The organism is Methylovirgula sp. 4M-Z18 (genome assembly GCF_037890675.1).
GTDB lineage: Bacteria > Pseudomonadota > Alphaproteobacteria > Rhizobiales > Beijerinckiaceae > 4M-Z18.
On the sequence record NZ_CP149574.1, the window covers coordinates 3128093 to 3140572 of the forward strand.

General features: G+C 63.3%; 13 protein-coding genes. 12 read left to right on the forward strand and 1 reads right to left on the reverse strand.

Annotated features, from left to right (window positions below; all coding sequences use genetic code 11):
* Positions 1 to 28 precede the first annotated feature (28 nt).
* Positions 29 to 1327, forward strand: a complete 1299-nt coding sequence (locus V9T28_RS14495) for a polyhydroxyalkanoate depolymerase (RefSeq protein WP_199499992.1) — start codon at positions 29 to 31, stop codon at positions 1325 to 1327.
* 230 nt (positions 1328 to 1557) lie between these two features.
* Entirely contained in the window at positions 1558 to 2322 is a 765-nt protein-coding gene (locus V9T28_RS14500) for a M48 family metallopeptidase (protein ID WP_116399622.1), read from the forward strand.
* A 10-nt stretch (positions 2323 to 2332) separates the two neighbouring features.
* Here V9T28_RS14500 and V9T28_RS14505 read toward each other — a convergent pair whose 3' ends face one another.
* A complete protein-coding gene (locus V9T28_RS14505) occupies positions 2333 to 2713 on the reverse strand; it encodes a methylglyoxal synthase (protein ID WP_116399623.1) in 381 nt (126 codons plus the stop codon).
* A 217-nt stretch (positions 2714 to 2930) separates the two neighbouring features.
* Here V9T28_RS14505 and V9T28_RS14510 point away from each other — a divergent pair, with 217 nt between their 5' ends.
* The 10 genes from V9T28_RS14510 (at position 2931) to V9T28_RS14555 (ending at position 12453) form a co-directional block, all read left to right on the forward strand.
* Positions 2931 to 3923 carry a BMP family lipoprotein gene (locus tag V9T28_RS14510; protein ID WP_116399883.1) on the forward strand — a complete coding sequence of 331 codons (993 nt, stop codon included), beginning with the start codon at positions 2931 to 2933 and terminating at the stop codon, positions 3921 to 3923.
* A gap of 97 nt (positions 3924 to 4020) precedes the next feature.
* On the forward strand, positions 4021 to 5580 hold the full coding sequence (locus V9T28_RS14515; RefSeq protein ID WP_116399624.1) for an ABC transporter ATP-binding protein: 1560 nt from the start codon (positions 4021 to 4023) through the stop codon (positions 5578 to 5580).
* Positions 5577 to 6668, forward strand: coding sequence for an ABC transporter permease (locus V9T28_RS14520; protein ID WP_116399625.1), 1092 nt, complete (start codon positions 5577 to 5579; stop codon positions 6666 to 6668). Before V9T28_RS14515 ends, V9T28_RS14520 begins: the two co-directional genes overlap by 4 nt.
* On the forward strand, positions 6668 to 7639 hold the full coding sequence (locus V9T28_RS14525) for an ABC transporter permease (RefSeq protein WP_116399626.1): 972 nt from the start codon (positions 6668 to 6670) through the stop codon (positions 7637 to 7639). The genes V9T28_RS14520 and V9T28_RS14525 overlap by 1 nt, the downstream gene beginning before the upstream one ends.
* Positions 7639 to 8052, forward strand: coding sequence for a cytidine deaminase (gene cdd, locus V9T28_RS14530; RefSeq protein WP_116399627.1), 414 nt, complete (start codon positions 7639 to 7641; stop codon positions 8050 to 8052). The genes V9T28_RS14525 and cdd overlap by 1 nt, the downstream gene beginning before the upstream one ends.
* On the forward strand, positions 8049 to 8855 hold the full coding sequence (locus V9T28_RS14535; RefSeq protein WP_116399628.1) for a purine-nucleoside phosphorylase: 807 nt from the start codon (positions 8049 to 8051) through the stop codon (positions 8853 to 8855). Before cdd ends, V9T28_RS14535 begins: the two co-directional genes overlap by 4 nt.
* Before the next feature lie 80 nt (positions 8856 to 8935).
* On the forward strand, positions 8936 to 9697 hold the full coding sequence (gene deoC / locus V9T28_RS14540; RefSeq protein WP_116399629.1) for a deoxyribose-phosphate aldolase: 762 nt from the start codon (positions 8936 to 8938) through the stop codon (positions 9695 to 9697).
* Positions 9697 to 11007, forward strand: a complete 1311-nt coding sequence (gene deoA, locus V9T28_RS14545; RefSeq protein ID WP_116399630.1) for a thymidine phosphorylase — start codon at positions 9697 to 9699, stop codon at positions 11005 to 11007. The genes deoC and deoA overlap by 1 nt, the downstream gene beginning before the upstream one ends.
* A complete protein-coding gene (locus V9T28_RS14550) occupies positions 11004 to 11960 on the forward strand; it encodes a 2-hydroxyacid dehydrogenase (RefSeq protein WP_116399631.1) in 957 nt (318 codons plus the stop codon). The genes deoA and V9T28_RS14550 overlap by 4 nt, the downstream gene beginning before the upstream one ends.
* A gap of 7 nt (positions 11961 to 11967) precedes the next feature.
* A complete protein-coding gene (locus tag V9T28_RS14555; protein ID WP_158554730.1) occupies positions 11968 to 12453 on the forward strand; it encodes a thioesterase family protein in 486 nt (161 codons plus the stop codon).
* Positions 12454 to 12480: the final 27 nt, after the last annotated feature.

The window sequence follows — 12480 nt, forward strand, 5'->3', positions numbered from 1 at the left end:
CTAGATTTCTAAGTGGGTTGTCAGAGCTATGAACCGATTGTCGTATCAAATCTATGAAATGTCCCACGCGGCGCTGGCCCCGTCCCGCGCATTGTCGGACTTTACGCGATTGTTCTTCAAAAACCCGATGAATCCGTTGGCGCACACGCCGTTCGGCCGCAATGTTGCGGCGTCGGCCGAATTGTTCGAGCGGATCACCCGCCGCTATGGCAAGCCGAGCTTCGGCCTCGGCTCCACCCTTTTCGACGGCGAGCGCACCGAGGTCGTCGAACAGGTTGTATGGGAGCAGCCCTTCTGCCGCTTGATTCATTTTGAGCGCCAAGCCCATCATCGGCATTATCCGCAGCCGAAATTGCTGATCGTCGCGCCGATGTCGGGCCACTACGCCACATTGCTGCGCGGCACGGTCGAAGCCTTCCTGCCAACCCACGAAGTCTATATCACCGATTGGTCGGACGCGCGCATGGTGCCGCTCGCATCCGGCGAATTCACCCTCGATTCGTATATCGATTACATCATCAACATGGTGCATTCGCTTGGCCGCGGCGTGCATACACTCGGCGTCTGTCAGCCCTCGGTGCCGCTGCTCGCCGCCGTGGCGCGGATGTCGGCGGAAGACGATCCGTTCGTGCCCGCCTCCATGACCTTGATGGGCGGACCGATCGACACGCGCGAAAGCCCCACCGGCGTCAACCAGCTCGCGCAGCAGCGCGGTCCGCGCTGGTTCCGCGACAATTGCATTCATATGGTGCCTTTCCCCTATCCAGGGGTCGGCCGTTTCGTCTATCCGGGCTTTTTGCAGCTCGCCGGCTTCATGGCGATGAATCTCGACCGCCACGTCAATGCCCATCGCGACATGTTCAATCACCTCGTCCAGGGTGACGGCGATTCGGCGGAAAAGCACCGCGAGTTCTACGACGAATATATGGCGGTAATGGATTTGACTGCAGAGTTCTACCTGCAGACGGTCGATACGGTTTTCGTGCACCATTCCTTGCCGAAGGGTGAGATGATGCATCGGGATAAGCCCGTCGATCTCACCGCGATCCGCAAGACCGCCCTGATGACGGTCGAGGGTGAGAAGGACGACATTTCCGGTGTCGGCCAGACCTATGCCGCGCAGAAACTCTGTGTGAATATTCCGGACCATATGAAGGTCCATTACCTGCAGAAGAATGTCGGCCATTACGGCGTGTTCAACGGCTCGCGCTTTCGCGCGGAAATTGCGCCGCGCATTTGCGATTTCATCGCGAATATCGAACAGGCCGCGAAAAAACAGAGCGCGGGGAAAAGAACCAATTTGAAAGTGGTCGCGAGCAAGAGCTGATTTTATGCGAGCGTTCGCGGAGTGCGGCGCTCGAGACTCATTCGACACTTCAGGCATAATACCAACGGTTACAAAGAGTGACCGTTGGTTCCTTTCTTCATTTTTCGCCTTTTCAAGGCGATTGCGAAAAATGAAGAGCGGTCCAAAGGTCGCGTCCGCGACCATTGGCATAAGGCGCGCCCACGGGGCACTGGCGGCGAATCGCGCCGCGCCTTATAATGCAGCCTCGTATGCTGCGCCTTTTCCGCCAGACTCCAAACGCTTCGATCGATCCGGAACACCTCATGCTGTCGCATGCGGGTGAGACGTTCAAGGTCGAGTTGAAACGCGTCGCGAGTGCGCAGCGCTTCACATTGCGCGTGCGCAACGCGACGCGTGACGTCGTGCTCACCATGCCCGCGCGCGGCTCGGTGCACACCGCGCGCGATTTTGCCGAACGACACGCTGCCTGGATCGGGGCGCGGCTGAAACGCCTGCCGCAACCAGTGCCCTTCGCACCCGGCAGCATCATCCCCTTGCGCGGCATCAATCATGTGATCGTCCATCGCCCCGACATGCGCGGCACGGTTTGGGTCGAACCCTATATGGGCCGCGACGCTTGCGCGATGCTTGCGCTCTGCGTTGCAGGCGAAGCGCCGCATGTGGCGCGCCGAGTGAGCGATTATTTGAAGAAACAGGCGAAGCTCGATATCGAGGCCGCCGTCACGCAACACACCAAGACGATTGGCAGGCCGGCGCGCAGCATCACCTTGCGCGACACCACCAGCCGTTGGGGCTCGTGCACCGCGGCCGGCGCGCTCAACTTCTCCTGGCGGATCATTCTCGCGCCGGCCTACGTGCTCGATTACCTCGCCGCGCACGAGGTGGCGCATCTGATCCATATGAATCACGGCAAGCGCTTCTGGGCGCTGACCCATAAGCTGGCGCCGCAAACGGAGCGGGCGGAAGCGTGGCTCAAGGCGCATGGCGCCAGCCTGCACCGCTACGGCGGATGAAGACGAGCCGCTAGGCCGTGGCAAGCCCCCGCATGATGTAATCAGCAGTCGTCGGATTGAGCGCCATCGGAATATCGTACACGAGCGCGAGGCGGGTCAGCGCCTTCACGTCCACGTCGTGCGGATGCGGCGAGAGCGGATCGACGAAGAAGATGAGGCAGTCGATTTTGCTCTCGCAGATCAGCGCGCCGACCTGCTGGTCGCCCCCGAGCGGACCGCTCTTCAGCAAAGTCACTTGCAATTCGGGGCAGGCCTCGCGAATGCGGCCGCCGGTCGTGCCGGTCGCATAGAGATTGTATTGGGCAAGCCGGTCGCGGTACCGGGTGGCCCAGGCGGTCATCACCGCTTTCTTTTCATCGTGGGCGATCAAGGCGAGGCTGGGACGAGTCATCGAGCATCTAATGTTTGTGAGAATCCGCGTGAGATGAACCTGCCCGCTCAAGCCTGTCAAGAAACCACGCCTGATAGCTGTTTATAGGGCCATATCGGACTTGGCCACTTGGTCAGGCTGTGCCATGTTCGAGGTTGGAACCGGCGTTGAGGCTCGAAATGGGGGCGCCGGTTAGTTTTCTCGGGAGAAAGTCATGTCTGTGCGTTCTGGGTTCAAAATGCCGGCCGTTGCGGCCGCTTTGGCCACGTCGTTGCTCGGTGCCAGCAGCCTCTATGCGGCGGATATCAAGCCCGCCGTTGTTTACGACGTCGGCGGTAAGTTCGACAAATCCTTCAACGAAGGTGTGTTCAACGGCGCGACCAAGTTCAAGACCGAGACCAAGACCGACTTCCGCGACTTCGAAATCAAGAACGACGCCGACCGCGAAACCGCGCTGCGCCAGTTCGCCAAGGGCGGCTACAGCCCGATCATCGCCGTGGGCTTCAGCCAGGCCGCGGCGGTGGCGAAAGTCGCCGACGAATTTCCCAAGACGCAATTCGCCATCATCGACAGCGTGGTCGACAAGCCGAATGTGGAATCGATCGTGTTCAAGGAGCAGGAAGGCTCCTTCGTGGTTGGCGTTCTTGCCGCCATGGCCTCGAAGAGCGGCAAGGTCGGCTTCGTCGGCGGCATGGACATTCCGCTCATCCGCAAATTCGCCTGCGGCTACGTCCAGGGCGTGAAATATGCGGCGCCCAAGGATGAAGTGCTACAGAACATGACCGGCACCACCGGCGCCGCCTTCGCCGATCCCGTCAAGGGCGGCCAATTGGCCAACGCGCAGATCGAACAGGGCGCGGACGTGATCTATCATGCGGCGGGCGGCACCGGCGTCGGCGTGCTGCGCGCTGCGGCGGATGCCGGTAAGCTCGGCATCGGCGTCGATTCCAACCAGAATGGCCTGCATCCCGGCCATGTCCTGACCTCCATGCTCAAGCGCGTCGATGTCGCGACCTACACCACGTTCCAGGAGGCCAAGGACGGCAGCTGGAAACCGGGCGTGAAGGTTCTCGGCCTGAAGGAGCATGGCGTCGATTGGGCGCAGGACGACAACAACAAGGCGCTGATCACGCCAGAGATGAAGGCGGCAGCCGACAAGGCTGAGGCCGATATTATCTCGGGCAAGATCCAGGTGCACGATTACACGACGGATTCCGCCTGCCCGAACTGACGGTAGGCGATCTAAGATGGTGGACGGCCTTTAAATCCGCCGCCCACCATCCACCGTCCAAGCTAGTTCCTGCCGCCCTTTGCCGCGCTTTTCCCCGATGTCCACAGCTCTCGAACTCGTCAATATCGACAAATCCTTCGGCCCGGTTCACGCCAACAAGCAGGTGAACCTGAAGGTGTCGGCCGGATCCATTCACGGCATCATCGGCGAAAACGGCGCGGGCAAATCGACGCTCATGTCGATCATCTACGGGTTTTACGAGGCCGACGCCGGCGACATTCTGGTGAGCGACAAGAGCGTGCGCATCCGCTCCTCGCGCGAGGCGATCGCGCTCGGCATCGGCATGGTGCATCAGCATTTCATGCTGGTCGAACCGATGACCGTCTTGGAAAACGTGATGCTCGGCGCCGAGGGCGGCGCGTTCCTTGCCGGCGGCAAAACGGCCCTGCGCAAGAAACTCGCGGAACTTGCCAAAGTCTACGGCCTCGCGGTCGATCCCGACGCGAAGATCGCCGACCTGTCGGTCGGCCTGCGCCAGCGGGTCGAGATCATCAAGGCCCTGGTGCGCGGTGCGCAAATCCTCATTCTCGACGAGCCGACGGCGGTGCTGACCCCCGCCGAGGCCGACCAGCTCTTTGCCATGCTCGCGGTGCTGCGCAAGGAGGGCAAGACGGTCATTCTCATCACCCACAAGTTGCGCGAGATCATGGCGATCACCGACCGCGTCTCGGTGATGCGGCGCGGCGAGATGATCGCGCATTTTGAGACGGCGCAGACGAACAAGGCGGAACTCGCGAGCGCCATGGTTGGCCGGCCGGTGCTGCTCAAGGTCGAAAAGCGGCCCGCCGAACCCGGCGTCGTCCTGCTGGAAGCCAAAAATTTGGTGGTGCGCGACGCGCTCGGCGTGCCGCGGCTCGACGACGTGTCCTTCACGCTGCGCGCTGGTGAGATTGTCGGAGTTGCCGGCGTCTCCGGCAACGGCCAAAGCGAATTGCTGCAGGCGCTGGCCGGCATCGCGCCGCTGAGTTCGGGCGCGATTTTCCTCACCTCGGCCCGCTCGAAGAAAAACGACCCGACCCGCGTCGTCGGCATGCACGAAGTCACCGGCTTCAAACCGGACGACATGCGGCGCCTCGGGCTGATGCATGTGCCCGAGGACCGGCACGCCATGGGCTTGGTGCTCGCCTTCGAGGAATATGAAAATTCCATTCTCGGCTATCACGATGCGCCGGAATATGCGCGCGGGCCGTTCCTCGACCTTGCCCGCATCCGCCAGGACGCCAAAGAGAAAATCGAGCACTACAATATCCAGCCGCCCAATCATCGCCTGAAGACGGCCAATTTCTCCGGCGGCAATCAGCAGAAGATCGTGCTGGCACGCGAAATCGAGCGCGATCCGACGGTTCTGATCGTTGGCCAGCCGACGCGCGGCGTCGATATCGGCGCCATCGAATTCATCCACAAAAGGCTCATCGCCCTGCGCGACGAAGGCAAGGCCATTCTCGTCGTCTCGGTCGAGCTCGATGAAATCATGTCGCTGGCCGATCGAGTATTGGTGATGTGCGGCGGCCGCATCACCGGCGAGCGCGACGCGAATGCGACCAATGCCGACGACCTCGGCCTGCTGATGGCCGGCGTGACGGAGCATGCGGCATGAGCGCTCCCATCGTCCTTCCCAAATGGGCCGATCTGGTGCTCGTGCCGGTGCTCAATGTCACGGCCGCTTTCGTCATTTCCGGCCTCGTCGTTCTGGCGATCGGCGAGAATCCGCTGGAGGCCACCAAGATTCTGATCACCGGCAGTCTCGGCGATGCCGAGGGCCTCGGCATGACGCTCTATTTCGCGACGAATTTCATCTTCACCGGCCTTGGCGTCGCGCTCGCCTTCCGCGCCGGCCTGTTCAACATCGGCGGCGAGGGTCAGGCCTATCTCGCCGGGCTCGGCGTCGCGCTGGTCTGCATGCATTTTGGCAATTTGCCGCCCTACCTGCTCCTGCCGCTGGCGATGATCGGCGCGGCCGCGTTCGGCGCGCTCTGGGCCTTCATCCCCGCCTATCTGCAAGCCAAGCGCGACAGCCATATCGTCATCACCACGATCATGTTCAATCAGATCTCGGCCGTGCTGATGACCTATCTCCTGTCGCATACGCTGCGCGATCCGACTTCGCAGCAATCGGCGACGGCACCGTTCGGGCCGAATGCGCAATTGCCCTTCATCAGCGATTTGTTTGGCGTTACGACCGACAAGCTCAATCTCGCCTTTCCCATTGCGCTGCTGGCGGCCTTCGGCATGTGGGTTTTGATCTGGCGCACCCGGCTCGGCTATGCCATCCGCACGATTGGCGCCAATCCGACCGCTGCGGTTTATGCCGGCATTTCGCCGCCGCGCATCATTTTGATCGTCATGCTCCTCTCCGGGGCCCTGTGCGGCGGTGTCGCGATCAACGAGATCCTGGGCCGCAGCAACTTCCTGTTTCTGGAATTTCCGGCCGGCGCCGGCTTCGTCGGCATTGCAGTGGCGCTGATGGGCCGCGCCCATCCGGTCGGCATCGTCCTCGCCTCGATCCTGTTCGGCATGCTCTATCAGGGCGGCGAGGCTTTGCGCTTCGAGATGCCCAACATCAGCAGCGACATGGTGACGGTCATCCAGGGCCTAATCGTGTTGTTCGCGGCGCTCGAAGGCCTGTTCCGCTGGCCGCTGGCGCGCATGTTCGCGTCGCGCGCCTTCAAGTTGCGGAGGGCCTAATGTCCTTCCACTTTTTAGCCTTCATTCTCGGCAACGCGGTCACCTTCAGCATTCCGCTTCTGTGCGCCTGTCTCGGCGGCCTGTGGTCGGAACGGGCCGGCGTCGTCGACATCGGGCTCGAAGGCAAGCTCCTGGCCGCCGCCTTCGCCTCCGTGCTCGGCGCCTACATGAGCGGCAACGCCTGGGTCGGGCTCTTCTCTGGCATTTTCGTCGCGATGTTCTTCTCACTGGTGCATGGCTTTGCCACGATCAGCCAGCGCGGCAATCAGATCATCGCCGGTGTCGCGATCAATTTCGTCGCCGCCGGCCTCACCGCGCTCGTCGGCAATGCCGAATTTTCGCAAGGCGGACGCACGCCCGAACTCGACGCGGCCGCGCGCTTCGTGCCGCTGACCTGGCCGGGCGCCGATGCGCTGCAGAACGTGCCGGTGCTCGGCGATCTCTATAAGAACGTGATTTCCGGCCACGATCCCACGACCTATATCGCTTTGCTGGCCGTGCCGGTCACCGCCTTCGTGCTCTACCACAGCCGGTTCGGCCTGCGCCTGCGCGCGGTCGGCGAGAACCCCGCCGCGGTCGACACCGCCGGCATTTCGGTGACGCGCCTGCGCTACGGCGCGACGCTGATTTGCGGCCTGCTCTGCGGCATCGGCGGCACCAATCTCGCCATGGCCCTGTCGTCGAGCTTCGAACCGATGATGTCGGCCAATCGCGGCTATATGGCGCTGGCGGCGCTGGTCTTCGCCAAATGGCGGCCCTATCCGGCACTGGCAACCTGCATGCTGTTCGGCCTCCTGGAAGCCGCCTCGATCCCCTTGCAGAACGCGCAAGTGCCCGGCCTCACGCAGGACCAGGTGCAGGCGATGACGCAGGCGATGCCCTATGTGCTGACCGTCATCCTGCTCGCCGGCTTCATCGGCCGCGCGATCCCGCCGAAAGCCTCCGGCGTTCCCTATGTGAAGGAGCGGTAATGGCCGCGCTCGACGAGCTTTTCAACGCGGCGCGAGAGGCGCAAGCCCGCGCGCATGCGCCCTATTCGCGCTTCAAGGTGGGTGCGGCGCTGCGCAGCGCGGACGGCACGCTCCACGCCGGCTGCAATGTCGAGAACGCCGCCTATCCCAACGGCATTTGCGCCGAGACCGCCGCCATCGCGGCCATGGTGCTGGCGGGCGGCACACGCATTGCCGAAATCGTGGTGATCGGCGACGGCGACGCTTTGGTGACGCCCTGTGGCGGTTGCCGCCAGCGCATCCGCGAATTCGCCGCGCCCGACCTGCCGATCCATATCGCTGGCCCCGCGGGCATGCGCCGCAGCTTCACCCTCGAAGAATTGCTGCCGTTCTCCTTCGGCCCCGACCATCTCGCCCAGGAGCCGCGCGAATGACGACCAGCCAGGCCCCCACCGCCGCGCGCATCATCGTCGAGCGCGGCCTGCACACCAAGATCGGCACGGCAATCGTGCTCGGCACCGGCCTCGGCGCGCTGGCCGACGCGGTGGAAAACGCGCTCGTCATCCCTTTCGCCGACCTGCCCGGCTTTCCGCACGGCAACGTGTCGGGCCATGCGGGGCGTCTGGTCATCGGCAAGCTCGAAGGGGCCGATGTCGCGCTGCTGCAGGGCCGTGCGCATTATTACGAGCATGGCGACCCGCGCGTCATGGCGACCGCGCTCGAAACCTTGCAATTGCTTGGTGTCGAAACATTGCTGCTCACCAATTCGGCGGGTTCGCTGCAACCCGATTGGCCGCCCGGGTCCCTGGCGCTGATCGCCGACCACATCAATTATTCCGGCCTCAATCCGCTGATCGGCGTCGCCTCCGACAAGCGCTTCGTGCCGATGAACGACGCCTATGCGCCCGACTTGCGGGACAAGCTGCGCAGCGCAGCGCTCCGGGAGCACATCGCGCTACCCGAGGGCGTCTATATGTGGTTCGCCGGGCCGAGCTTCGAGACGCCCGCTGAAGTGCGCATGGCGAAATTGCTTGGCGCCGATCTCGTCGGCATGTCGACCGTGCCGGAGACGATCCTGGCGCGCTTTCTGGGGCTGAGGGTTGCGGCCGTTTCGATGGTCACGAACTTCGCGGCAGGTTTTGCCGGCGGCAATCCTTCCCATCACGAAACGAAAGACGTCGCGCTGCAAGGCGCGGCCGCCCTGCAAAAATTGGTGCGCGCATTTTTGCGGCAATGACGCTAGAGAGAGGCACGAGGCGCAGGCCGCTCTCTCGTGAAGGGCGGCCGCAGGCGCGCCATTGCAAAGTTGGATGAGACATGACCTCTGACCACGATATCGCACGCCGCGCGCTTCGCCTTCTCGATCTCACCAATCTCGATGACGATTGCAAGGAGAGTGTGATCGACGACCTTTGCGCCCGTGCGGTGACGCCGCACGGTTCTGTCGCGGCGATCTGCATCTGGCCGCGCTTCGTGGCGCAGGCAAAACCGCTCGTCGCGCAATCCGGCGTGCGCATCGCGACCGTCATCAACTTTCCCCACGGCAGCGAGGATATCGAACGGGCGATCGGCGACGCGCGCGGTACGTTGCGGGACGGCGCCGACGAAATCGATCTCGTCATGCCCTATCGCGCCTTGATCGAGGACCGCATCGCGCCTGTCACCGACATGATCGGTGCCGTCGCCGACGTCACCAGAGGCAATGCGCGGCTGAAGGTCATCCTGGAAACCGGCGCCTTGCAGACGCCCCAGCTGATCGCGCAGGCGAGCGATCTCGCGATCGCCGCGGGCGCCGACTTCATCAAGACCTCGACCGGCAAGATCCCCGTCTCCGCAACGCCGGAGGCCGCGCGCATCATGCTGCAGGCGATCAAGGCAAGCGGCAAACCCGTCGGCCTCAAGCCATCGGGCGGCGTGCGGTCGGTGCATGATGCGCGCAAATATCTTGAACTCGCCGACGACATCATGGGAGCAGGCTGGACGACGCCCGAAACCTTCCGGTTCGGGGCGAGCGGATTGCTCGCCTCTCTCCTCGCGACCCTCGATGGCCGCGATCATAACAACACGAGTACCTATTGATGCTGCCGCAAGAGATCATCCGCGCGAAGCGCGACGGCAAAGTCCTGAGCAAGGACGAGATCGCCTTCTTCATCGAAGGCCTGACGCACAATCGCGTGAGCGAGGGCCAGGCGGCCGCGCTTGCCATGGCCATCTTCTTTCAAGGCATGACGCTCAATGAGCGCGTCGCCCTCACCCAGGCGATGATGCGCTCGGGCACGGTGCTCGATTGGCAGGACATGCCGGGCCCGCTGCTCGACAAACATTCGACCGGCGGCGTCGGCGACAATGTCAGCCTAATGCTCGCGCCCGCCGTCGCCGCCTGCGGCGGTTTCGTGCCGATGATTTCGGGGCGCGGGCTCGGCCATACTGGCGGCACCCTGGACAAACTCGACTCCATTCCGGGCTATGTGACGGTGCCGGACAATGCGCGCTTTCGCGACGTGGTGGGCCGAGTCGGCTGTGCGATCATCGGCCAGACCGCCGATCTCGCCCCTGCCGACAAGCGCCTCTATGCGATCCGCGACGTGACGGCGACGGTGGAATCGATTCCGCTGATCACCGCCTCGATCCTGTCGAAGAAACTCGCGGCCGGCCTGCAAGGCCTCGTGATGGACGTCAAGACCGGCACCGGCGCCTTCATGCCGACCCATGAAGGCTCACGCGACCTCGCGTCCAGCATCGCCCATGTCGCCAATGCCGCGGGACTGCCGACGACCGCCCTGATCACCGACATGAACGAACCGCTCGCGACCGCCGCCGGCAATGCGGTGGAAGTCGTCAATGCGGTCGATTATCTCACCGGCAAACATCGCGACGCGCGTCTGCACGAGGTGACGGTCGCGCTGGGCGGAGAAATGCTATTCCTCGGCCGCCTCGCGGCCACTCCCGAAGAGGGCCGCGCGAAGATCGCCGATGCGATCGAAAGCGGCCGCGCCGCAGAGGTTTTCGGCCGCATGGTCGCAGCGCTCGGCGGGCCGGCAGATTTCATGACGCGCATGGACGCCTATCTGCCCAAAGCCGCCGTGGTCAAACCCATTCTCTCCGAGGCCGCGGGCCAGGTGACGGCGATCGACACGCGCGGCGTCGGCCTCGCAGTCGTGGCGCTCGGCGGCGGCCGCACGCGGGCGGATCAAGCAATCGATCATTCGGTCGGCTTCACGGATCTCGCCGGCCTCGGCACGGCAGTCGATGCCAAGACGCCCTTGGCGACGGTACACGCACGCACCGCTGAAGAGGCCGAAGCCGCGGCAGGCGCCTTGCGTGCCGCCTATCGGATTGGCGATCACGCCGATCGCCCGCAATCGCCTGTCCTGGAGCGCATCGCATGACAACGAAACCCGCCCTGCTCGTGACCATGGCCGGCTGGGACGAAACGCCCTGGGCGGAAAGCTTTGCCGAACTTTTGCCCGATCACCGGATCGTCACGACGCAGGACAAAATCGATCCGGCACAGGTGCATTATGCCGCGACGTGGAAACATGCGCCCGGCAGTCTCAAAGCCTATCCCAATCTGAAAGTGATCTTCTCGCTCGGCGCGGGCGTCGATCATGTGTTCCTCGACAAGGATCTGCCGCCCGTGCCGGTGGTGCGCGTCGTCGACAACGACCTCACCACCCGCATGAGCGAATGGGTGGTGCTGCACGTGCTGATGCATCACCGCCAACAGCGCATGTATGATTGGCAGCAGCACGAAAGACTGTGGGACGAGGACCGGTTCCAGCCGGCGGCACGCGACATTCGCGTCGGCGTGATGGGGCTTGGCGTGCTCGGCGAGGATGCGGCCAAGAAGCTCAAAGTGATCGGTTACGATGTCGCGGGATGGAGCCGCACGCGCAAGCACCTCGATGGAATCCAGAGCTTTGCCGGCAACGAGGAATTCGACGCCTTTCTCGCCCGCACCGACATTCTCGTGGCGCTGATGCCGCTGACGCCCGAGACAAAAGGCATTCTCAACCGCGATCTCTTCACCAAGCTCAGCCACGACGGCTATTTCGGCGCGCCGATCCTGCTGAATGCTGGACGGGGCGGATTGCAGAACGAGGCCGACATCGTCGCCTGCCTCGACGACGCCACATTGCTTGCCGTGACGCTCGACGTGTTCGAAACCGAACCGCTGCCGCAGGACTCGCCGCTCTGGCACCATGCGCGCGTCACGATCACGCCGCACAATGCGGCTATCTCCGATCCTGAGGCCGTCGCGACCTATATCGCCAACCAGATCGAAGCGTTCGAGGATGGCGAGCCCTTGCAGAATGTGGTCGACCCGAAACGACAATATTGAGGCAGCCATGCACCACGGACAATTGCTGCACCTTCTCGACACCAAAGTCGCCGCCGAATGGCTCGACTACAATGGCCATATGAACGACGCAGCTTATGCGATCGTCTTCAGCCGCAGCATCGATACGCTGATGGACCGCATTCACCTCGACGCCGCGGCGCGCAAGGCGACGGGCTACACGATCTATACGATGCAGGCGATGCTCCATTACGTGAAGGAAGCGAAGCACGATGCGCCGCTCACCGTCCGCGCGCATCTCTTGGAACATGACGCCAAACGCATCCGCATCTGGCTCGAAATGACCGAAGGCCTGGGTGGCGCCAAACTCGCCATGTCCGAGCAATTGCTGCTTTCAGTCGATCAGTCGGACGGCGTGCGCGTCGCACCCTGGCTGCCCGAAACGGCCGCGGCGCTCGATGCTCTGGCCAAGGCGCAAGGCGGTCTGGCCCATCCCGAGGAGGCCGGGCGCGGGATTGCGCTGAAGCGGCGGTAAGCTTTAGCCATTCGCCACCCTCATAGC